This is a genomic window from Mesocryomonas fontinalis (genome assembly GCF_055730125.2).
Map to the genome: position 1 here is coordinate 334125 of NZ_JBUZWG020000001.1, position 21969 is coordinate 356093.

Annotated in this window: 15 protein-coding genes; 7 read left to right on the forward strand and 8 right to left on the reverse strand. The window is 64.8% G+C overall.

All coding sequences use genetic code 11. The annotated features are described in order from the left end of the window. Window positions 1-63: 63 nt before the first annotated feature. The 4 genes from ACZL02_RS01550 to ACZL02_RS01565 form a co-directional block, all read right to left on the reverse strand. Window positions 64-1380, reverse strand: coding sequence for an HlyD family type I secretion periplasmic adaptor subunit (locus ACZL02_RS01550; RefSeq protein WP_472938442.1), 1317 nt, complete (start codon window positions 1378-1380; stop codon window positions 64-66). Between the two features lie 90 nt (window positions 1381-1470). Further along, window positions 1471-3165, reverse strand: coding sequence for a type I secretion system permease/ATPase (locus ACZL02_RS01555; RefSeq protein ID WP_472938443.1), 1695 nt, complete (start codon window positions 3163-3165; stop codon window positions 1471-1473). Between the two features lie 200 nt (window positions 3166-3365). Beyond that, the gene (locus ACZL02_RS01560) at window positions 3366-4802 is read right to left on the reverse strand and encodes a mannose-1-phosphate guanylyltransferase/mannose-6-phosphate isomerase (protein ID WP_472938444.1); all 1437 of its coding nucleotides are present in this window, start codon (window positions 4800-4802) and stop codon (window positions 3366-3368) included. Between the two features lie 46 nt (window positions 4803-4848). Beyond that, the gene (locus tag ACZL02_RS01565) at window positions 4849-6342 is read right to left on the reverse strand and encodes a polysaccharide biosynthesis/export family protein (protein ID WP_472938445.1); all 1494 of its coding nucleotides are present in this window, start codon (window positions 6340-6342) and stop codon (window positions 4849-4851) included. Between the two features lie 87 nt (window positions 6343-6429). Between ACZL02_RS01565 and ACZL02_RS01570 the strand changes: the two genes are divergently transcribed. Together ACZL02_RS01570 and ACZL02_RS01575 are read left to right on the forward strand one after the other, a co-directional pair. Further along, the gene (locus ACZL02_RS01570; protein ID WP_472938446.1) at window positions 6430-7959 is read left to right on the forward strand and encodes a GNAT family N-acetyltransferase; all 1530 of its coding nucleotides are present in this window, start codon (window positions 6430-6432) and stop codon (window positions 7957-7959) included. Then, complete coding sequence (locus ACZL02_RS01575; RefSeq protein WP_472938447.1) at window positions 7956-9251, forward strand: GNAT family N-acetyltransferase; 1296 nt, start codon at window positions 7956-7958, stop codon at window positions 9249-9251. Before ACZL02_RS01570 ends, ACZL02_RS01575 begins: the two co-directional genes overlap by 4 nt. Window positions 9252-9416: 165 nt before the next feature. Here the strand turns inward: ACZL02_RS01575 and ACZL02_RS01580 are convergent, their stop codons facing one another. From ACZL02_RS01580 to ACZL02_RS01590, 3 genes are all read right to left on the reverse strand, one after another. Continuing rightward, a complete protein-coding gene (locus ACZL02_RS01580; RefSeq protein ID WP_472938448.1) occupies window positions 9417-10802 on the reverse strand; it encodes a UDP-glucose dehydrogenase family protein in 1386 nt (461 codons plus the stop codon). A 68-nt stretch (window positions 10803-10870) separates the two neighbouring features. Next, entirely contained in the window at window positions 10871-11638 is a 768-nt protein-coding gene (locus tag ACZL02_RS01585) for a sugar transferase (protein WP_472938449.1), read from the reverse strand. 118 nt (window positions 11639-11756) lie between these two features. Further along, complete coding sequence (locus tag ACZL02_RS01590) at window positions 11757-12773, reverse strand: NAD-dependent epimerase/dehydratase family protein (RefSeq protein ID WP_472938450.1); 1017 nt, start codon at window positions 12771-12773, stop codon at window positions 11757-11759. A 364-nt stretch (window positions 12774-13137) separates the two neighbouring features. Here ACZL02_RS01590 and ACZL02_RS01595 point away from each other — a divergent pair, with 364 nt between their 5' ends. The 4 genes from ACZL02_RS01595 (at window position 13138) to ACZL02_RS01610 (ending at window position 18197) form a co-directional block, all read left to right on the forward strand. Next, window positions 13138-14112, forward strand: a complete 975-nt coding sequence (locus ACZL02_RS01595; RefSeq protein WP_472938451.1) for a UDP-glucuronic acid decarboxylase family protein — start codon at window positions 13138-13140, stop codon at window positions 14110-14112. Window positions 14113-14233: 121 nt separating this feature from the next. Beyond that, the gene (locus ACZL02_RS01600; protein WP_496258390.1) at window positions 14234-14956 is read left to right on the forward strand and encodes a WecB/TagA/CpsF family glycosyltransferase; all 723 of its coding nucleotides are present in this window, start codon (window positions 14234-14236) and stop codon (window positions 14954-14956) included. Window positions 14957-15345: 389 nt separating this feature from the next. Next, complete coding sequence (locus ACZL02_RS01605; RefSeq protein WP_472938453.1) at window positions 15346-16143, forward strand: helix-turn-helix domain-containing protein; 798 nt, start codon at window positions 15346-15348, stop codon at window positions 16141-16143. 596 nt (window positions 16144-16739) lie between these two features. After that, on the forward strand, window positions 16740-18197 hold the full coding sequence (locus ACZL02_RS01610; protein ID WP_472938454.1) for a phosphomannomutase: 1458 nt from the start codon (window positions 16740-16742) through the stop codon (window positions 18195-18197). A 106-nt stretch (window positions 18198-18303) separates the two neighbouring features. Here the strand turns inward: ACZL02_RS01610 and ACZL02_RS01615 are convergent, their stop codons facing one another. After that, entirely contained in the window at window positions 18304-20025 is a 1722-nt protein-coding gene (locus ACZL02_RS01615; protein ID WP_472938455.1) for a right-handed parallel beta-helix repeat-containing protein, read from the reverse strand. A 1115-nt stretch (window positions 20026-21140) separates the two neighbouring features. Between ACZL02_RS01615 and ACZL02_RS01620 the strand changes: the two genes are divergently transcribed. Further along, window positions 21141-21833 carry a MarR family winged helix-turn-helix transcriptional regulator gene (locus tag ACZL02_RS01620; protein WP_472938456.1) on the forward strand — a complete coding sequence of 231 codons (693 nt, stop codon included), beginning with the start codon at window positions 21141-21143 and terminating at the stop codon, window positions 21831-21833. Window positions 21834-21969 lie beyond the last annotated feature (136 nt).

The window sequence follows — 21969 nt, forward strand, 5'->3', positions numbered from 1 at the left end:
TTCGGTTCAAGCGGCAGCCTGCGGCCTTACCGAGTGCTGCGCTGCGCCTCCCAATTCTTCCGGCTATTCCTCCCGGAAGGCGCGGTTGAAGCTGTCGAGGATCGGCTTGCCGAGATACTGGAGAAAGGTGCGCTCCCCGGTCTTGATGAAGGCCTCGACCGGCATGCCGGGATAGATCTGGGCCTTGCGGATCTCGGTGGGCAGATCGCCGGAAATCTTCAGGCGGGCGATATAGTAGGGCTGGCGGCTGGCTTCGTCGATCAGCCGGTCGGCCGAGATATAGGTGACCGTGGCGGGCACGGTTGGCGTCGTGCGGGCGTTGAGGGCGCTGAAGCGCAGGCTCGCCTCCTGTCCGATCGAAATCGCGTCGATGTCCGTCGGCGACAGCCGCGCCTCGATCACCAGGTCGTCGTTCGTCGGCAGCAGTTCCAGCATCGTGTCGCCGGCGCGCACCACGCTGCCGGGCGTGTTGAACGGCGTGCTGACGACGATGCCGTTCGAGGGGGAGCGGATCTGCAGGCGGGCGAGAACGGCGCTGGCGGCGCGCAATTGCTCCCAAGCACTGGAAATTTGCGTGCGCACATCGTTCAGCTGGGTCGCCGCGGTCTCGACACGCTGCGTCGTCAGCCGCTGAAACTGTTCCTCGGCCTCGACGATCTCGATCTTGGCGGCCAGGACGCTCGATTTTACTTGCCCCAGCTGGCCGACGAGTTCCGCCTCGCTGCGCAGCAGGGAGGTGTACTCCGAGCGGTCCGTCAGCCCTTTGTCGAGCAGTGCCCGCTTGCGCGCGGTCTCCGCGGCGACGACGGTCAGCTGCTGTTCGACGGCCCCCTGCTGCGACAACAGGCCGGAGATCTGCTCGTTTAGCGCATTCACCCGCTGGCGCAGGATCACCCCCTCCTGGCGGTGGCGATCCAGCCGGACCGCAAATTCCTTCTGCTGCTCGTCGAGAATGCCGTCGACGCCCTGCGCCCGTGCCGAGGCCTTCAGATCGTCGGGAAAGACGAGGCGCTCGCCGCCGTCGCGCTCGGCGACGAGGCGGATGGCGCGGGCGGCGAGCGACACTCCTTGCTGCTCCAGCTGGTTGCGCTGCGCCTCTGCGGCCGTCGGGTCCAGCTCGAACAGGATGTCGCCGGCCTTGACCGCCTGGCCCTCCTGAACGTGGATCTTCTCGACGATGCCGCCTTCGAGGTGCTGGATCCGCTGGTTCTGGCCGGCCGCGGCGACGAAGCCGGACGCCACCGCCGCGCCTTCGAGTGGTGCCGAGGCCGCCCACGACCCGAAGACCAGCCCGAAGGCCCCGACGGAGGCAAGGCCTGCCAAGGTCAGGCGGTGCGTGCCGACGCTGACGCCCGCAGCCCAGCTGTTGCGATCGACCATGGTCTCACCTCCTCCGATCCTGAAGCGGTTGCAGCTGAGACGCCGCTGCCGCGCGCGATCCCTGATGGCCGTCGAAGCAGCACGACATCCTCACGCCGGGCCTGCTTGTCCCCCGGCCAGGGATTGCTGCCGCGCGATCACCTCGGCGCGCGGACCGTAATCGACCAGCGAGCCGGCCCGCATCACCATGATCTTGTCGGCCTGCTCGGCGATCGGCCGGCGCTGGGTGACGACGAGAACCGTGGTGGCGGCTTCCCGCGCTTCCCGCACCGCCTGTTCCAGCGCGCGCTCGCCGTCGGAATCGAGGTTGGCGTTCGGCTCGTCGAGCACGAGGATACGGGGTGAGCCGTAGAAGGCACGGGCAAGGCCGACACGCTGTCGCTGGCCGCCCGACAACTGGTGCCCCGCCGGCCCGATCACGGTGTCGTAGCCTTTGGGCAGGCCGAGGATGAGGGTGTGCACATGCGCGTTGAGGGCTGCGGCGATCACCGCCTCGTCGGTCCGGCCCGGGGAAAATCGGGCGATATTGTCCGCCACCGTGCCCGGCAGAAGGTCCGCCTCCTGTGCGAGATAGCCGATGTGGCGGCCGAGGCGCTCGCGGTCCCAGGTGCGGATGTCGGCGCCGTCGATGCGGATCGCGCCGCTGGCGAGCTCGACGGTGCCGACGATCGCCCGCATCAACGTCGACTTGCCCGAGCCGGATGGCCCGATGATCGCGACGCACTCTCCGGCCGGGATGTCTGCCGAGATCCGGTTGAGGATCGGCGCTGGCGCGGCCGTCGCCGTCCCCCGCGGCGGGAAGACGACGGCTTGCTCGATGCGGATGCGGCCGGCAGGAGCGGGGAGATCGATCAGCGCTGCGTCCGCCGGGCTCCGCGCCAGTGCGATCTTCAACCGGCTCCAGGCTTTGCGGGTGTCGATGAACCCGCGCCAGCCGGCGATCACCTGGTCGATCGGCTGCAGGCCCCTCGCCGAGATCAGCGACGAGGCAAAGATCATGCCGGCCGTCATCTCGCCATTGAGAACGAGATAGCCGCCATAGCCGAGGATGGCGATCTGCAGGCCGAGACGCACGACGCGCGAGCCGCCCGCAAACGCGCCGTTGATCCGGCTCACGCGGTCTTGCGCCTGAAGCGAGGCCGCCTCGCTGCGGCCCCAGGCACCGACGACGTCGCTGGTCATGCCCATCGCCTTGATCGTCTCGGCGCTGCGGGCAAAAGCCTGAGCCGACAGCATCGCGCTGACCGAGGCGTCGCTGGCACGGGAGGAGGCGTCCTGCGTGGCAGCCTGGTTGGCCCAGGCGATCAGCGCCAGCACCACCGCGCCGAGGGCAGTTAAAACGAAGAGATGCGGATGGACGAGATAGAGGAGGAGGATGAACAGCGGCGCAAAGGGCAGGTCGAGATAGGCGAGGATGCCCTTGCCGGAAATGAAGCTGCGGACCGTGCCGAGATCGCGCAGCGGCTGCACGTCGCCCAGCCGCGCGCGCGGCCCGTCCAGCGAGGCGATGAGCGTATCGGCGCCCGCCTCCACCGCGAGGGCGGCGGCAAGACGGCTCGCCAGAATGCTGCGAATGGTGTCGACGACGCCGAGGAGGATCAGCGCGCTCGCCGCTAGCAGCGAGATGTAGACGAGCGTCTCGACCGAGCGGGAGGGCAGCACCCGGTCGTAGACCTGCAGCATGTAGAGCGGCTGGACCAGCATCAGCACGTCGACCACGAGGGTGAAGCCGAAAAGCCCGGCGAGTCCCCTCTGCACACGCCGCTTGATGCGGCTCTCGGGCATCGCCAGAGACGGCGCCGCATGTCGCGGTTCCGGCGGGAGATGTGGGCTTTGCTTCGGCTGGCGCGGTTCGCGCGGCATCGTCCCACCTGCGGTTCGAGCATGAAATGCTGGAAGGCATGACCGGCATGGGCTCCCTGCCGCGAAGCCCGAAGGCTTGCGGCCGGGATGCGCCCATGCCGGTCATGCCCGGTGGAGGCGGACTATTCCGCGGCTTCCTGCAAGGGTACGATCCGGTCGTAGATGTCCTCGATCCGGATGATGTCGTCCTCGCCGAGATAGCTGCCGTGCTGGACCTCGACGATTTCGAGGAGCGAGCTGCCGGCATTCTCGAGCCGGTGCACCGCGCCCAGCGGAATTTCGGCGTGCTCGTTCGGCTGCAGGATGTAGATCGCCGCATCGACGGTGACGCGCGCGGTGCCGGTCACCACCACCCAGTGCTCGGCGCGGAACTGGTGTTTCTGCAGCGAGAGCCGGCCACCGGGATAGACGGCGATCCGCTTCACCTGGAAATTGCTGCCGAGATCGCGCACCTCGTACCAGCCCCAGGGGCGGTGCGCCCGCTGATGCGACGATGCCTGCGGCACCGACCGGCGCTTCATGTCCTCCACCAGCAGCTTGACGTCGCCGGCCCGCTTGCGGTCGACCACCAGGACGGAGTCCGGCTCGACGATGACGACGAGATCCTTGGTTCCGACCACCGAGGTCATCTGCCCGCTGGAGCGGATGTAGCAACCTTCGCTGTCGAGCACCTGGATGTCGCCGCGCAACGCGTTGCCGTTCGCGTCCTGCGGGGAGATTTCCCAGAGCGCGTCCCAGGTGCCGACATCCGACCACCCCCAGGCCGAGCGCATCACGCTGGCGCGGTCCGTCTGCTCCATGACGGCGTAGTCGATCGAGATTTTGCGCGCCTGCTGGTAGGCGCTGCGGTCTAGCGCCAGGGCGCCGGAGCGGTTCGTCCGGTCGGCGACGGCATGCTCCACGGCGGCGAAGTCCTGCGGCTGCAGGCGTGCATATTCGCTGATCAGCGTTTCCGGAAGGGTCAGGAAATTGCCGGAGTTCCAAAGGTAGCCGCTCTCGATGTAGGCCGCGGCGGTGGCAGCGTCCGGCTTCTCGATGAAGCGTTGCACCGGCGACAGGCCGGGCTGGATCGCAGGACCCGGCTCGATGTAGCCGTAGCCGGTGGCCGGATGGGTCGGGGCGATGCCGAAAGTGACGATGCGCCCGTCCAATGCCGCGGCGCGTCCCGCGAGCATGCTGGCGACGAAGGCCTTGCTCTCCTCGATGACGTGGTCCGACGCCAGAACGGCAACGCAGCAGCCGGGGCTCTGCGCGGCGACCACCAGGAGGCCGGCGAGGATGGCCGGGCCTGAATCGCGGGCATCCGGTTCCAGGATCAAGGTCGCGTCCATGTCGATGGTGCGCAGCTGGCGCTCGACCTCGAAACGATGGCTCTCGGCCGTGACGATGACCGGAAAGCCGAACACCGCATCGTCGGAAACCCGCAGCAAGGTCTGCTGAAAGGACGACAGCTCGCCGGTCAGCGGGATGAACTGCTTCGGCATCGAGTCGCGGGAGACCGGCCAGAGCCGGGTTCCGGAGCCTCCGCAGAGGATGAGGGGTCGGATGTCCGCAGTCATGCTGTTCGCTCCTGGTGAGAGAAAGGAAGAGGGGCTATCGGCCGGACTATTTCCGGCTGATGCGCTCGTGCCGCTGCGTGTCGGGAACGGCGGGAATGTCCGGGGTCGCGGGGACGAACGAAGAGGCATCGGATGCAGGGTCTTGCGGCGGCGCGATCTGCAGCGAACCAAGGCCCGCGGTGGCCGGCGCGCCGACCCCGCCAGCGCCGGCGCTTCCCGATCCCGCCTGGAGAATGTCGCCCGGCCAGAGCGCCGTCGTCATCGTCGCATCTAAGACGTCCATGCGCCCGTGGCGGTAGCGGGAAATCCGCAAGGTCAGCGCGCCGGAAGCCGATTGCGCGTCGATCGGCATCTGGTCGAGCTTGATCTGCCGCGCCTCGGTGACAAGGGGAATCCCGCCTTCCACCTCCGCCAGCTTCAGCTTGGTTTCCTGAAGGTCGGTCATCAGCCGGCTGCGATAGGACGTGTCGAGTTCCGCGAGCTTGAGGTTGATTTCCGCCAGCGAAGACTTCGAGCGGGCGAGGTCGCTCATGATCCGCGACAGGTCCGAACGGCTCTTCGACTTCTCGCGCTGGAGGTCGATGACCGACGACTTCTTGGTCAGCCCGTTGACCAGCAGGCCTTTGAAATCCTTGATTTGGTCGTCGAGGTAGTCGATCTGCTCCTGCTGCAGCGCGCTCTGTTCCTGGAAGGCGGCAACGTCGCCTTCGACCTGCCGGCTCTGCTCCTGCAGCAGGCCAAGCTGACGGTCCTGCGAGGTCGACTGGAAGGTGAGGATTTCCCGCTCGCCCTCGATCAGCCGCTGCATCATGTCGGAATCGACCATGCCGACACCGGGCGCCCCGATCGTCTTCGAGCCGCCGAGCTGCGCGTCGAGACGGGCCTTGCGGGCAAGCTGGCCGAGATAGGCGATCTTGAGGCTCTTCAGCCGCTCGTCGGTCTGGAGGAAATCGGAGCGCTGGGCGACCGTCTCGTTGGTCAGCCTCGCCATGCCGCCGGCCAGCGCCAGCGCCGTCTCGATGGTCATGCCGTCGATGTAGGCGTAACGGCCCGGCGCCCGCACGCTGCCGACGATGGTCAGCGGCCGCAGTTCCGTGAGGCGGACGCTGATCACCGGATTTTGCAGATATCCGCTGCCGAAGCGCTGGACGAGATCGACCTGCAGACCTTCCGGCGTGAACTGGGTGACGTCGATCGGCCCGACCAGCGGCAAGGTGATGGTGCCCATCGGCTCGACCAGGTAGGTGCCGGAAATCTCGGTCTGGTCGAAGACGGTGATCGAGACCCGGTCGCCGGGCGCCAGCAGGTATGGCTCGGCTCCTGCCGATGGCGCGTTGGCCGATTGAGCACTGCCCACTTGAGGACTGGCCGCTTGAGCAATGCCCGCTTGCGTATTGGCCTTCTGCTCACCCGCGGCCTGTGCGGCGTGGCCGTGGATCGGCCCGAGCGCCATGGCAGTGGTCAGCAGCCAAAGACCGGGTGCCCGCCATCCGCCACGACCACTCTTCAGCCGCCACCGTTCGAGTATCAGCTTGTCCATCTGCGCCCCGCATCTGACTGATCGGTTGATTGATCAGTGCCGAGCGTAAGCAGTTTCGCCGAGAGGAAGGGGAACGATTGTGGCTACATGCGCCATCCGCAAGGATTACTTCCTCCCGCCCGCGCAACCTCTCCATCGGACGGGTGCTTTGTCGCCGACGACTATCGAAGACCGCTGCGCAGCTTTCTGGGTGTTGAAGCGGGAAGAGGGTTAATCCCGATTGTCCCGTCTCTTCAGCGGCGTTGCACTTTAGAGTTGCCGCAAGCAACAAGGTGCCGAACGATGTCAGCCGAGCCCAGCACGAACCTCATCGAATTGGCGCGGGCATTCGGGAGCGGCCGGCCCATTCTCGCCGCTGCGGACGCGGCCGAACGTGCGATCACCGTCGAGGTCGCGACGCCCGAACGGTTCCTTGCCGTGGAAGCGCAATGGCGCGATCTCGCCGGCCGGGCGCTCGCCGCCAATGCCTTCATGGAGCCGGCGCTGGTTGCGGCAGCGGCCGCCTGGCAGCGGGACCCGGTCCACGTGCTCCTGGCCTGGGGAGCCCCATCCGGCACTATGCCGATGCGGTTGCTGGGAGCCTGGGCCTTCACCGCCTGTCGCGCATCCTGGCTGCTGCCGATCACCATCCTGAAGACGCCGGTCCATGGTCATGCAGCGCTGGGAACGCCGGTGGTCGACGCTCTCCGTTCGCTGGCCGTCGTCGATCGGTTGATCGCCGCCATCGCCGACGCGCCGCAGCTGCCGAAACTGCTGCAGATCCACGCGCTGCATCTGTCCGGTCCGCTTGGCGAGGTGATGCGGCAGGTGTTTCGGTCGCGGCGGATCCGCGTGCTCCTGATCGATCCGCGCCGACGCCCCCGGCTCGACGCGCGGGCGCGGCCGGCGCCCCTGTCGCGCAGCCGCAGCAAGGCGCTGCGGCAGAAACGCCGGCGGCTGGCGGAGCAAGGCGAGGTCTGCTGTACGCACGCGGTGCATCCCGTTTCTTTCGGGGCGGTGCTCGAGGAGTTCCTGGCGCTCGAGGCCTCCGGCTGGAAAGGGCAGAGCGCCAGTCGCGGGAGAGCGATCCTTCGGCATCGCGCCCTCAGCGGGTTTTTCCGGGACGCGCTGACCGCATTGTCCGCCCGAGGCCTTGCCGATATCGCCGTGCTCCGCAGCGGCGGGCGGCCGGTCTCCATGCAGGTGACGCTGATCTCCGGCCAGACCGCGTTCACCTGGAAAACCGCTTATGACGAGGCGTTCAGGAATTTCGGACCCGGCCTCCTGCTGCTTGAGGAGGTGACGGCGCTGCTTGTCGACGACAGCCATATCGAGACGGCCGATTCTTGCAATCATCGCGACGATGGCTACATGGCGGAATTCTGGAGCGGGCGGCTGGACGTCGCCGACGCCGTTCTCGATGTGCGCGCCGGGGTTTCCGCCGGCTTCTGTCTTCTCAGCGCCGGCACGTCTATCGCCTTTCAGGCTAAGCACCGGGCAAGGTCGACGAAGGCCGCCTGGCGTGGCCTTCCACCACTAGGACAAGGTCTGGAGGCGGCCCGCCAAAGACTGCGAGACTGGCGCGGCGGCGGCAAACCGAGTGTCGCTCGCGGTGGTGAAGGCGGTCAGGCCCGATGAGTGCCGGCCACTGGGAGGGCGACCGGATCGACAGCCTGTCTGGTGATCCGCAAGCCGCGCCGCAAGCCGCGCCGCATGCCTTGGACCTTGGTACGGCGACGGCTGCGGCCGTCGATCGTCACGCGCTCTCGGTATCCGTCGTCGATGCCACGCAGTTTGCGGCTCATGCCGGCGAATGGCAGTGCCTCTGCCGGCGCGCCGCGGTCGCCAACGTCTTCATGGACCCGGCGGTGGCGCTGGGCGTCGAGGCCGCCTCGTCGCTTTCCTTGCGCGTGCTTCTCGTATGGCACGCCGCGACGGCATCAGAGCCGGAGCCCTTCCTGGTCGGCGCCTGGCTCGGGGCGTTGCGCGCGAGCCGGCTAACCTGGCCATTCCGCGGCTTCGTCAGCCCGGCGACGCCGGTGGCCTATCTCGGGACGCCGGTCGTCGACGCGGCCCTCGCCGAGCCGGTGTTCTCCTTGCTCGTCGCCGAGCTGCGCGACAACAAAACGCTTCCGGGCTTTGCCGAGATCGGCGATTTCAGCGCCGGGCTGGTTCCCGCGCTCACCGCGGCGCTGGAGCGGCACAAGATGCCCTTGGCCATCGTCGAGAGGCGGCAGCGGGCGCATCTCCTGCCGAAGTCCGACCCCGAAGGCTTCTGGGCAACAAGCCGGTCGCGGGCGCATATCAAGAAGCTCGCCCGCCAACGGCGCAAGCTGGGGGAGATCGGCCGCCTTGAATTGACGGTGGGCGTCGGCGTCGCTGCAATCGAGCGGCAGCTGGAGGAGTTCTTGGTGATCGAGGCTTCCGGCTGGAAGGGCTCGCGCGGCAGTGCGCTGGCGTCGCGAGCGGAAACGGCCGCGACGGTTCGAAGACTGATCCTGGGTCTTGCCCTGCGCGATCGGGTGAAGATCCACGCGCTGCGCCTCGACGGCCATCCGGTGGTGATGAGCATCCTGCTCTACGCCGGCCGGGAGGCCTTCACTTGGCGGATCGCCTTCGACGAGACCTATCGGCGCTACTCGCCGGGGATCCAGTTGCTGGAGGACGTGACCCTCGACCTGCTGCGTGATCCCGGCGTCAAGCGCACCGATTCCTGCAACCACCGCGATACCGGCTTCCAGGCCGAGCGCTGGGCCGAGCGGCACGAGCTGGTCGATATCCTGATCGGTGTTCGCCCGCATTCGGCGGTGGTGGTCTGGTGCCTCGCCGCCCGCGAGCGTGCCCTTCGCCGCGCCAAGGACATGGCGCGGGATGCCCTCCGGGCAGCCCGTCATCGACTGGTGTCGGTGAGGGAAAAGCCGAAAGGCTAGAGCAATCCTGCGATTGGGTGAACTCACCCGATCAAAGCAAGATGTCCGAGATCCAACAGGATGAAGCGCGTCAGCTGAGACGGTGCCGCGATGGCCGCAAACCCACCGCATCTGACGGCCCGTTCGGTCGCGCCAGATGCGGTGGGCGGATGCTCTCTCGCTTGGCTATTCGGCGGCGATCGGCTGGCGCAGGCTGTCGACCAGCACGGTCTCGGGCGGAAGCGGAGTGCGGCCGAGCCCGACATACTCGTAGCCGAGCGCTGTCATCAGCGCGCCGTCGAGATGGTTGCGCAAATCGATGACGAGGGGCCGCGCCATCGTCTGGCAAAGTTCGGCCCATGGCAGTTGCGAGTAGTCGGCCCATTCGGTGAGGAGCACGACGGCGTCGGCATCGAGCAGCGCCTCCTCGGCCGTGCCGGCCATGTCGACATCGGGCAGCAGGTGGGCGAAATTGCCCATCGCCGCCGGATCATGGGCGACGACCTGGGCACCGGCTTCGAGCAGCCCGTCGATCACGGTGATCGCCGGCGCCTCGCGCACGTCGTCCGTGCCGGCCTTGAAACTGAGACCGAGCACCGCGATCCGCAGATTGCGGACATCGCCGTCCAGCCGCTCGATGATGCGGTGGACCATGGCCAGTTTCTGCCGCTCGTTCGAGAGGATCACCGCCTCGGCGATCGGCATGGCGTTGCCGGCGTCGCTCGCCGTGCGCACCAGGGCGCGCAGATCCTTGGGGAAGCATGAACCGCCGAAGCCCGGCCCGGCCTTGAGGCCGGCGGTACCGATCCGCCGGTCGAGCCCGACGCCGATGGCAAGATCCTCCACGTCGGCCCCGACCTTCTCGCACAGCAGCGCGAATTCGTTGATGAGGCCGATCTTCGTGGCGAGAAAGATGTTCGACGCATATTTGATCATCTCCGACGTCTCGATCGCGTCGAACGCCAGCAGGCGGTGGCCGCGCAAGGTCAGCGGCGCGTAGACTCGGCGCATCAGTGCCAACCCCTCCTGCGAGCCCGAGCCGATGACGATCCTGTCCGGCACCAGGAAATCCATCATGGCGCAGCCTTCGCGCAGAAACTCCGGGTTGGAGACGATCGCGAAGCGCTCACGCGGCAGATGGGCGGCGACCAGCGTTTCGAGGCCGGCGCAGGTGCCGACCGGCACGGTCGACTTGATCACCATCGCCACGAAGCCGTCCGCGCCGCTCGCCGCCCGGCAGCGCGCGGCGTTCTGGACGGCGGCGACCAGCGGGCCGATCTCGGCACTCGGCCCGTCGGCGGCGGTCGGGGTGCCGATGGCGAAGAACAACGCCAGCGTCTCGCTGGCCATCGCCTCGGCGAAGTCGACGCTGAAGCTCAGCCGTCCCTCGGCCATGTTGCGGGCGACGAGCTGGTCGAGCCCGGGCTCGTAGATCGGAATGTCGCCCGCCCGAAGCCGCGCGATCTTCGAGGCGTTGGTGTCGACGCACAGCACGCTGTGCCCGAGTTCGGCGAGGCAAGCTCCGGTGACGAGGCCGACATAGCCCGTTCCGACGACGCAAATTTTCAGCATGGGGCCTCCGGAGGAAGAAGAAACGGTTGGCGATCGCCCGTCGTCGCCGCGTCAGCGTGCACCGCGCGTCAGCAGGCGCCGCGGGCGGACAGCACCGCGGGCAAAGTGCGGAGCAGGATGACGAGATCGAGGCTCAGGCAGCGGTCGCGTATGTAGGTCTGGTCCCAGTTCTCCTGGTCGGAGAGGTCGCCATCGCTGCGGGACTGGATCTGCCAGAGCCCGGTGAGGCCTGGCAGCACGCTGCAGCGCAGCTGGCGGAATTCCGCGCTGAAACTGTCGAGATGGTAGGACGGGAAGGGGCGAGGGCCGACGAGGCTCATTTCGCCGCACAGGATGTTCCATAGCTGCGGCAACTCATCAAGGCTGCTGCGGCGGATGAAGTTCCCGATCCACGGCAGGATGCGCGGATCGTCCTTCAGTTTGAAGCAACGCTGCCATTCGGCAGCGGCCGCGGGGTCTTCGTGGAGATGGCGCGACAGACGGCTGTCGGCGTCGATGAACATGCTGCGCAGTTTCCAGACCCGGAAGGGGACGCCGTGCCGTCCGACGCGCGTCTGCGCGTAGAAGGGAGAGTGGCGGTCGACGCTCCAGATCGCGGCGGCAAGGATGAGGATGAACGGCAGCGCGGCGGCGAGCAACGCGCCGGCGACGAGGAAATCGAACACCGATTTCGCGATCGGGCCGAGCGCGTGGGCGCCGCGCCGCGCCGCCCCCTTTGCCTCGGCCAGCACCATGGCGGCGGCTGCCGGTTCCAGGCCAATGCTGTTCGGCGGAACCGCCAGCCGGAGACCGGGCCGTTCGGTGCTGATGTCGACTTCGGGATCGGCAAGCGACATGACGTAACTCCACCTTGCGTCGTGCCGGCTGGCACGACGTCGTCATGGACGGGTTCGGGGCGGGGAAGGGCCGGGCATGCTCGCCGAAGCAGCTTGGCGATGCCGCCGGGCCGACGGATTAGCGCGGCGCGGCGACGGCCGACAGCGGGGCATGGTGTCCCCCGGCGTGCTGCAATTGCTTCTCGATCCAGCGGTAGGTCGGGACGATGCCGGCATGGAGGCCGATGGTCGGCTCCCAGCCGAGAACGCTGCGCAGCCGCGTATTGTCGCTGTTGCGCCCGCGAACGCCTTGGGGCTGCGACAGATTGTGGCGTTTGATAAGCTGCTTGCCGGCCGCGGCGGAGACGATGTCGACGAGATCGTTGATGGTGACGAGCTCATCCGTGCCGAGGTTCAGCGGCTGCGAATAGTCGGAGCGCATCAGCCGCACCAGGCCCTCGACGCAATCGTCGATGTACATGAAGGAGCGGGTCTGCTGGCCGTCGCCCCAGACTTCGATCTCTTCTCCGTTGCGGGCCTTCGCCACCTTGCGGGCGATCGCCGCCGGCGCCTTCTCGCGGCCGCCGTCATAGGTGCCGAGCGGACCGTAGACGTTATGGAAGCGCACCACGCGGGTCTCGAAACCATAGTCCTGCGTATAATATTCGCAGAGCTTCTCGGTATAGAGCTTTTCCAGGCCGTAGCCTTCCTCGGGCGCCGCCGGAAAGGCGTCTTCCTCGCGCAGCGGCACGACGTCGGGATTGTGCTGCAGGTGCGAAGGATAGACGCAAGCCGAAGAAGAGTAGAGGAAGCGCTTCACCCCGGCCTTGTGGGCGGCCTCGATCATGCCGATGTCCATGCGGGTGTTGTTAAGGGTGATCTCGGCATGCGACTGGCTGATGTAGCCGATGCCGCCCATGTCGGCTGCGAGATGGTAGACCTCATCCATTCCCGCCGAGGCCGCTGCGCAGCTGTCGCGTTCCCGGAGGTCGACCTTCATGAATTCGTCGGCGCGGCTGGCGCCATATTCCGGCATCTTGATGTCGGCGGCGCGGACCCAGTGGCCCATCTCCTTCAACCGGGAGGTCAGGTGATGGGCGATGAAGCCACCGGCTCCGGTGACCAGGATCTTCTTCTCTCGATTGCGTTCCAGCATGGCGCTCTTCCTTCGTTAACGACCCGCCAACGCTGCGTCTCCGTCAGGTGGAATGTAAGATCCCCAAAGGTGATAGCTCTCTTTACCGGCGAATAGGCCCGTTTACCTGAATGATAATGTCAGGAGATCGGCCGGACTATTTACAGCTGCGTACAGAAACAGCGCTCTTTGCAATGCAGATAGTTGTCGCCATCGTCCGGCGACAATCATTAGCCAATCGGATTGCTCACATTGCGCTGCAGCATTCGCATTGACGCTGCTTCCGGCCTGATGATCATCTGATGGCAGTTCCCGCCGGCGCACGATTGGTCAAGATCGTCCTTGGTCGCCGGGGGGGAATGAAGATTCACCTGGGGACCACGCGATGAACAAGATACTCGTTACTGGAGGATCCGGCTTTGTCGGCGCCAATCTCTGTGAATTCTTGTTGAGATACGGCCACGAAGTGCTGTGCCTCGACAATTTTTCGACGTCGAGCCGCGAGAACATCGCCCATCTGGAGCCCCATCCACGGTTTCACCTGATCGTTGGCGACGTTCGCTCGGCCATTCGGCTTGAGGCAACGCAGATCTACCATCTGGCCTGTCCGGCCTCGCCCCCGAAATACCAGGCGGACCCGGTCTTCACGATGGAGACCTCGGTTCTCGGTGCCATCAACGTCCTTGAAATGGCGCGGCGAACCGGGGCGCGGGTCCTGATGGCATCGACCAGCGAGATCTATGGCGAGCCGGAAATCTCGCCGCAGCCCGAGAGCTACCGCGGCAACGTCAACTGCTGGGGGCCGCGGGCATGCTACGATGAAGGCAAGCGGAGCGCCGAGGCCCTGTTCTACGACTACTCGCACCAATATGGCGTCGATGTGCGGGTTGCCCGGATCTTCAACACCTACGGCCCGCGCATGGCCCCGGCCGACGGGCGCGTGGTGTCGAACCTCATTGTTCAGGCGCTGAGCGGCGAGCCGATGACCATCTACGGGGACGGAAGCCAGACGCGGTCGCTGTGCTATGTCGACGATCTCGTGCTGGGACTGTACCGCCTGATGAGCCGGCCAGGCTTGCCAGGTCCGGTCAATCTCGGCAACGAGCACGAAAGCCGGGTCCTCGACGTCGCGGAACAGGTCCGCTCGCTCGTCGGCCATGCCTCCACCATCTCCTTCCTGCCGCTGCCGGTCGATGATCCGACGCATCGCTGCCCCGATATATCGCTGGCCCGCCAGCATCTCGACTGGGAGCCGATGGTGCCGCTGGCGGAGGGCCTGTGCCGTACGGTCCAGTACTTTGCCGGGATCCTCCGTTCGGACCTTGCCGTTGCCGGCGCCGTTGCCGAGGCGGCAGAGTGATGGGAACGCCGCAGGCATCTGGCGAAATTCCTCGGCGGGGGTTTCAAAGGCCATGACCATCCAAGAACGCGTGCGCGCCGCTCGCCCGCTGGGCCCCCTGTCGAAGCCACCGAGTTTCAGGGTGCTGGGCGTGCCGATCAGCGCGATCGATCCGTGCAAGGCCGTCGAGGCGATCGAAGCCTGGATCGAGGCGCGCGATCCAACCTATGTCTGCATCACCGGCGTGCACGGCGTCATCGAGTGCGGACGCGACGAAGCGTTGCGCCGCATCCACGAGGAGGCGGGCATGGTGACGCCGGACGGCATGCCGCTCGTCTGGGTCGCGCATTCGCGCGGCCTTCCCGCGGTGCAGAGGGTCTACGGCCCCGAGCTGATGCTGAAGCTCAGCGCGCGCGCCGCCACTACCGGACATCGGCATTTCTACTATGGCGGCGCCGAAGGGGTTGCCGACGGGTTGAAGCAGCGGTTGCAGGCGCTGATTCCGGGTCTGCAGGTGGTGGGCACGCTGACGCCGCCGTTCCGGCCGATGACCGCGGAGGAGGATGCGGCGACGGTGGAGCGGATCAACCAGGCGCGGCCGGACATTCTCTGGGTCGGCCTCAGCACGCCCAAGCAGGAGCGCTGGATGAGCAGCCATCGCAGCCGCCTGGAGGTGCCGGTGATGATCGGTGTCGGCGCCGCCTTCGATTTCCTGTCCGGTCGCAAGCGTCAGGCACCGAGCTGGATGCAGAGATCGGGACTGGAATGGCTGTTCCGCCTGCTCAGCGAGCCGCGGCGTCTCTATCGGCGATACCTGGTGATCATCCCGACGTTCATGTTCAGGATTCTATTCGATAAGCGCTGATTACTAAGTCAGAACTACAAATATTTGGCTTGTTTGTTTGCCATCGAAATGAATTATGGAATGCAGTAGCATTCAATGAGCACCATAAGTAATCCATCTATTTTACGTGCGATGGCTGTTTGGGACATAAAAAAAATCACAAAAACCCAGATAGATAAAATCAAAATAATAGGCTGATAGTAGAGCTTGGCATGTAATGTATAGAAAATAGCCTTAAAACTGAATAGGGGTATGAAATGCGTGGGCGTGCAGCAATTATTATCTGTGACAAGAGCCGATTGTTCCGAGAGGGACTGGTGTCACTCTTGAAAGAATCCCAGTTCAGGATTCAAGCTGTCTGCACGGACATGGAGGAAATGCAGCAGCTGCAGACAAGATCAACGAAGGGGATGACTTTCCTTCTCGGCGCAAATTCTGCTGCAGAGTTCGATCTGCTGGAGATCGCCCACCTCAAGCAGGCGTATCCCGGCAGCCATGTCGTCCTGCTCATCAACTCCTGTTCGGAGGAGCAGCGCTGGCAGGCGGCGCATTACGGCATTGACGGCGTGCTGCTGAAGTCGATCTCGACCGAGGTGCTGTGCCTCAGCCTGGAGCTTGTCTTGAAGAGCCAGAGCGTCTTCATCGTCAACGCCGATTCCGGCGCCGAGGAGCCGTTGCGGCGGGTCGAGATCGAGGCGGCAGGCCCGGTATCGCCGAGGGAAGGGGATTCTGCGCCGGGAGAAAAGCCTGCAGACCGATGGACGCTCGCGCCCGCAGGTCCTGTGGCAGCGCCCGTCCAGGTGGCGCTCGGCATGATCTCCTCGCGGCGGGAGGGACTGTCCGATCGCGAGCTCGAAATTCTCGATTGTCTCGTCAACGGTCACTCCAACAAGCTGATCGCCCGCCGTTGCAACATCACCGAAGCGACCGTGAAGGTGCATCTCAAGGCGATCCTGCGCAAGATCAGCGTCGCCAACCGTACGCAGGCCGCGGTGTGGGCGATCAACAAGATGCACCGTTCCGCGGCGCTGATCGATGCGTCGGTCGCCTTGAGTCTCGATCGCGGCAATTCGGCGGCCGTGCCGCCGCCAGCCGCCATCGTCGAGGCTGATGACGGCGATAGCGGAGCCGAAGAGGCCATCGATCCCCCTGTCGCCCTGGCGCTGGCCCATAGCCGCGCCGGCGACGTGCGGCTGGGAACCGTCTAGGAGGTCGCGCGGCCCGACTGAACAGCAACGGGACGCTTTCGTCCTTCGATCGGTTCGTTCTCGTTAGGTAGGGCGTGTCGTTCCCCTGGTGAAAATGGCCCAGGACGCGAACGGGCTGGGCTCCCCGCTCTCACTGCCGCCCCGCCGCAAACGCCGCCTGTTCTAGTGCGACGAAAGTCACGGCCCTTTTGCGGGCGCGAACTCTCGATCCCCCGCCGACGTCGCAGGCAACGTTCGGGGGGCGTCTTTGACGAGGCCGCCTAAAAGATCGCGCTCGCCAACGCCTCTGTTCTCCCCATCGCATCTTTGCTGGACGCTCCGTGGGAGAGGTCGCCGGATGTGCTCAAGCGGAGGTTGACGATCGGCAATCATCGAGAAGTCGTTCAACTATAGATGGCCGAAAAGCCGCTTAACACTTTGTTACGTTACGATGAACGTTGGTGTTAAGACCGTTTATACATTGACCTCCTGGATCGAAATACGGATCGTGCGCTGGTTCGGGCCGGCATGTGCTGGCGGCCGAGCATAACGTTGGCCATCGCGCATGGATCGTCGAAGACCATGCTCGCGCGATGAGTCCATCTGAGGCCAACGCGATGAGCAGCTTGAAATTCGGAACCAGTGGGTTGCGCGGGCTTGTGTCCGACTTGGCGGGATGGCCGAGCTACGCCTACGTTCTGGCCTTTCTCCGGCATCTCGACCGAAACGAGAGGCCGGACGCGAAGCGTGTGGTGCTGTTCGGGCGAGACCTGCGGGCCAGCAGTCCGGACATCGTCGGCAACTGCCTGGCGTCGGCGCTGCACGCCGGATACGAGGCGGTCGACTGCGGCGCGCTGCCGACCCCGGCTCTGGCCATGGCGGCGCTCGAGAATGGCTGTCCGGCGGTGATGGTGACCGGAAGCCATATTCCCGACGATCGGAACGGCCTGAAATTCTATCGCCGGGATGGCGAGATCACCAAGGCGGACGAAGAGGGCATCCACGCCCAGTTCGAAGCGATCACCCGCGGGGGCGGATCGATCCGCTTGCTGCGCAGCGTCGGGCCACTGGAGCGCAACACCGAGTGCATCGCGCGCTACCGCAAGCGCTACCTCGATTTCTTTCCCGGCAACTGCCTTTCGGGCCTGCAGGTCGGAGTGTTCACCCACAGTTCCGTCGGCCGCGACATTCTGCTCGACGTTCTGGTTGCGCTCGGCGCTGGGGTGGAGGAACTCGGCCGCTCCGACGTGTTCGTGCCCGTCGATACCGAGGCACATCGGCCGGAGGACCTCGCCCAGCTCGCGGCCTGGGGGCGCCGCAACCGCTATGATGCGATCGTCTCCACCGACGGCGACGCCGATCGGCCGCTGGTCGCCGACGAAAGCGGGGTGGTGATCCGCGGCGACCTGCTTGGCCTGATCACCGCCCGGTATCTCAACCTTCGCACCCTCGTCACCCCCGTTACCTCGAGCACGGCCGTCGAGACATCGGGCATCGGTCAGTCGGTGATCCGCACCAAGGTCGGCTCGCCCTTCGTAATCCAGGGGATGGTCGAAGCTGCGGCCCGCGGCGACGAGGGCATCGGCGGCTTCGAGGCGAATGGTGGCTTCCTGCACCTGAAGGACATTCACTGGCATGGCCGCACCTTGAGGGCGCTGCCGACGCGCGATGCCTTGCTGCCCATTCTGGCCAGCCTTGCCGAAGCGCGCGCTCTCGAAATGCCGCTGAGCGCGCTGATTGGGCAGCTGCACGCCGGATATGCCGCAGCGCACCGGCTGCAGAACGTTCCCGCGAGCCAAAGCTTCATGTTCATGCAGAAGCTGGTGACGGACGCTTTCTTCCTCGGCGAATTCTTTGCCCCGATCGGCACGCTGGCCAGCATCAGCGTGATCGATGGCTTCAAGGCCATTTTCGCCAGCGGCTGCTCGGTGCATTTCCGACCTTCCGGCAACGCGCCGGAGCTTCGGTGCTACGTCGAGGCCGGCTCGCAGGCCGACGCCGAACAGCTGCTGCGCTGGAGCCTTGCCCAGGCGCGGGATCACATCAGCGGTCTGTCGCAGCTGCAGACAGCTTAGAGCATCCTGCGATGGGGGGCTCGCCCCATTCGAGAAAGATGCCTGGCTTCAAAAATGATAAAGCGGCGGCCGGCCCGCGGATTTTCCGCATGCCGGCCGCCGGGTCTTACGCGAAGGCGAAGTCGTTCGCGTGCAGGTCGGCGATGTTCGCCTCATTGATCAGCAGATGGCTGCTGCCGAACTCGATCATCACGTCATGGCCGGATACGCTGGCGGCATCCAGCACATCCTGGAACGATTTGAAGAAATCCGACGGCAGGACGATCTGGTCATGCTGTTGGCCGCCAAGGCTCATGTCCTCGACCGAATCGGTGCTGCCGTCGTCCTTGAAGACGAAGGTGTCGGCCCCGGCGCCACCGAACAACAGCTCGTTGCCGGCGCTGGCGTGGATCGTGTCATTGCCGCCCATGGCATAGATCTCCAGGGCGCCGGCATGGCCGGTGAGAACATCCGCGGCAGCGCTGCCGACGATGTCCGACCCGTCCGCGCTGTCGATGGCGGCGGACTGCGTCGCGGTGCCGACAACCGGTGCCACGGGAGCCGCCGTGACCACTGGAGCTGGAGCGGGAGCCGGCGTCGCTGTACCGGAACCCACCGCCGCCGAACCGTCGCCGACGAGCCAGGCCGACGTATCGGGCGGCGTCGCCGAGCTGAGGGTCGAGCCGTTGTCCTGGTCGGTATCGGACTGATAGGCGGCCCAGGTATCGCCGCTCGGCAGATCGCCCCACCACCAGTGGTTTCCGCCGTCCATGAAATACTGATTGTTGCTGAAGACATTGCCGCCGTTCAAGAGGCCTGCTTCGTTGAAGTCGGCAACAGCGCCGGATCGGCCGTCGCCGCCGGTCGAGACGAGGACGTTGTCGTGCACGGTGTTGCCGGTGGTGGTGTAGGCGCCATAGGCGCCGCTGCCGCGATCCTGCTGGATCAGGCTGATGCCGTTGAGCCCGTCCGACATGTCGATCTTGTTGCCGTAGACGTCGACATTCTGCGCGTTCTGCAGCTGGATCGCCGCTCCCCACAGCCAGTCGCCCTGGGCGGCCGCGCCGTTGCCGGCAAAGGTATTGTTGCGGATCACCGCGTCGTAGGAGATCTCGTGGTTGATGCCGCCGCCGTCATTGTTGACGACCAGATTGCCCTCGTAGAGCGTGTTGATGTTGTCGACGTCGGTCCACAGGCCGAAGCCGTGATTGTCGTGGCTGTAATTATCGCGGACGATGAGGTTGGTGGTCTGCGCAAACTTGCTGCCGCCGCCTTCCCAGAACGGGTCGATGCCGGACCAACCGCCATTCGCGCCGATGTTGTTGCCCTCGACGAGGATGTTGGCGCCGTTGCCGCCGATCCCCATCTGGCCATTGTCGTGCACATTGTTGCCGATGATTTTGCCGCCGTCCTGAACGGTGATGCCGACACCGTAGTTCAGCCGCACCTCGTTGTTCTCGACGGTCCAGTTCTCGCCGCCCTGGATGGCGCCATGCTGGGTCGGTGCATTGAAGTGCTGGATGACGAGGTTGGAGATCGTCACGCCGCTGGCATCCGACTCGAAAGCCGCGCTCGCAATGCCGGCCTCGACGGTATGGCCGGAAGGATTGTCGGCAAGGTAGATCTTGTCCGCGGCGTAGTCGAAATAGAAGCTGCCCGGCTTGACCGCGCCGAGACTGGCGACGGGCTTCAGGGGATGGCCGTCGACGAAGACGGTTTCGGGGAAGCCGCCGCGTTCGGCGACAGCCTCGTCTGTGGCGATGCGCAGGCCCTCCTGGGTCTGCCCGGAAGCAACATAGAGCGAGCCTTGCTGGGTGAAGCTGTTCAGGACCGCTCCACCATCGAGCACCGCGCCTTGCTGGCCAATAAACGTCTGGCCATCCTTCGGATCCAGTGGCTGCGTGAGGTGGTGAACCCCTTCATCAAAGACGAAAACGGCATTTGGAGCCGAATTTTCAACTATACTCTGATAGTTGTCGCCGACTGCAATGTGGATCGCGTCACTCGGAATTTCAACTGACGTCGGTCCGCTTCGAAGTGTATTGGTCGCTGACATTTAGATCACTTGAAAGGTTGAACACCACCCGAAAGTGGTTTCAGAAATAGTCAGGAATGTGTCGCCATGCGGTAATCGCGGCAAAGTTGTAGGAAGGTGCTTTGGAATTCAGGGTAGACCTCTTGCAAAGCTTGCACCACTTCGCGCCATCTTTCCGTTGGGGTTCAGGCGGCGGTTGCAGAAATGAAATGCTTAACGAATTTCGACCACTTTTGAGGTTTCCCGCAGCGCCTGCTTGCAAGCGGCCTGCCGACGTCAGCTTGCAGGCCATTCTATTAAGGCCCCGGGTATAAAAATCATACTTATTACCCCGAAAGGTTGAGTAAAAAGGCGTCCGACATTATTAAGTTGTTGGTTCAAAGTATTTCTGATTTGTTTCTTGGATGGGCGCGCGTTGAGCTGACTTGAAAGGGCGTGGGCGGTGTCGTCGGGGATGAACGGGTCGGGCTACGCGCTGTCTCCGAAAGAGACTGTCTTTCGCCGCGACGTCGAATGCTCAAGGCGTTGCGCGCGCTCGAGCTCCGAGGCCCGCCCGCTTCAGCCCTTGATGGCTGGTGCGAGGGGAGGCGGTGGCAAAATCGCTTTGGAATGGCGGATTTCGGTGACCCCCCTCTTTTCCCTTGTCCAGGCGGAACGTGTCCGTACGACATCCATCGCAATGTACAGTCTCAGCAGTGTAGTCGACGAAAGCTGCAAGTCTGGCCAAGCCGCCCGCGGCGCAGAAATGCCTGAAACACTCTGCCCAGTGGCGCGGAATCAAAGAAACCTGAGCTTTCGAGGCAGGATTTCCATCAATTTGATGTGAGGGAGACATCGGAGCCGGAGTGTGCAAAGTATGAACTGGAAATAAAGAATAGATCATCTCTGCAAGCTGCGATTGCAACAGCAATAAAAGCAATCAAAGGAGGATGAATTCCGTCAACACTGCTTTGTATTTGGAGCAGTGTAGAAGAGAGTTTGGTGATAAGGTCAAATGCAGCAAGCGTAATGTGGAGAAGATAGCAAGCTACATAAATGATGGGATTGAGATGCATCAGGTGTTCAACGGAGTGGCAAGCCTTCACGGTGTCAGGAAGCTGAGCTCGGCAGCTTCTGAGCCCTTGGAAAATGGTCTGGTCGTGGAAAGCGGCGCCCGCCGTTTCGAAGCGCGGCCGAGCCGATCTTCTCCCCCGGCCTTCCTCCTGCAGTCGCTGATCTCCATCTCGAAGGTCACCCGCGCCTTGATGGGTATCAAACTCGGGGAAATCGGCCTTGCCAACGGCCAGGATGAATTGCTGCTGCTGCTGGACGAGGACACGCCACAACAGGTGACCACGCTGGCCGAACGACTGGGAGTGCGGCCCTCGACGGTGTCGAAGACCTTGGAACTCATGGTGCAGCGTGGTCTGGCGCACCGCGAGCCCAGCCGGGTCGACACCCGCATGACGCTGGTGACGATCACACCGCTCGGGGCGACCGAGCGTACTCGGCTGATCTTGTTGCGCGAGGAACTCGAGGCAGAGCTGACCGACAAGATGTCCCTCAGCGACCTGGATCATTTGGCCGCCACCCTACAAGGACTGGAAGGATTGTTGAAGAAGCGTCTCTCCAGGCTGCGGTGACGCTCGCCCTTGGACCGCGATGAGGCGTGCCCGTCAGGGTACTGGCCTGCTCAGTCTTCAAGCCCGCGTCCGCAACGTTTCCGACGATCGTTCATGCCGGCCCGATGGTGTCGCGGCTGCGTTGGTGTCGCGGCTT

Bases quoted from the DNA above. Each gene is read 5' to 3' on its own strand.
- ACZL02_RS01575 (WP_472938447.1), top strand. From the start codon at position 7,956: ATGAGTGCCGGCCACTGGGAGGGCGACCGGATCGACAGCCTGTCTGGT.
- ACZL02_RS01605 (WP_472938453.1), top strand. From the start codon at position 15,346: ATGACTTTCCTTCTCGGCGCAAATTCTGCTGCAGAGTTCGATCTGCTG.
- ACZL02_RS01580 (WP_472938448.1), bottom strand. From the start codon at position 10,802: ATGCTGAAAATTTGCGTCGTCGGAACGGGCTATGTCGGCCTCGTCACC.
- ACZL02_RS01555 (WP_472938443.1), bottom strand. From the start codon at position 3,165: ATGCCCGAGAGCCGCATCAAGCGGCGTGTGCAGAGGGGACTCGCCGGG.
- ACZL02_RS01595 (WP_472938451.1), top strand. From the start codon at position 13,138: ATGAACAAGATACTCGTTACTGGAGGATCCGGCTTTGTCGGCGCCAAT.
- ACZL02_RS01585 (WP_472938449.1), bottom strand. From the start codon at position 11,638: ATGTCGCTTGCCGATCCCGAAGTCGACATCAGCACCGAACGGCCCGGT.
- ACZL02_RS01620 (WP_472938456.1), top strand. From the start codon at position 21,141: ATGAATTCCGTCAACACTGCTTTGTATTTGGAGCAGTGTAGAAGAGAG.
- ACZL02_RS01565 (WP_472938445.1), bottom strand. From the start codon at position 6,342: ATGGACAAGCTGATACTCGAACGGTGGCGGCTGAAGAGTGGTCGTGGC.
- ACZL02_RS01550 (WP_472938442.1), bottom strand. From the start codon at position 1,380: ATGGTCGATCGCAACAGCTGGGCTGCGGGCGTCAGCGTCGGCACGCAC.
- ACZL02_RS01570 (WP_472938446.1), top strand. From the start codon at position 6,430: ATGCGCCATCCGCAAGGATTACTTCCTCCCGCCCGCGCAACCTCTCCA.
- ACZL02_RS01610 (WP_472938454.1), top strand. From the start codon at position 16,740: ATGAGCAGCTTGAAATTCGGAACCAGTGGGTTGCGCGGGCTTGTGTCC.
- ACZL02_RS01560 (WP_472938444.1), bottom strand. From the start codon at position 4,802: ATGACTGCGGACATCCGACCCCTCATCCTCTGCGGAGGCTCCGGAACC.
- ACZL02_RS01590 (WP_472938450.1), bottom strand. From the start codon at position 12,773: ATGCTGGAACGCAATCGAGAGAAGAAGATCCTGGTCACCGGAGCCGGT.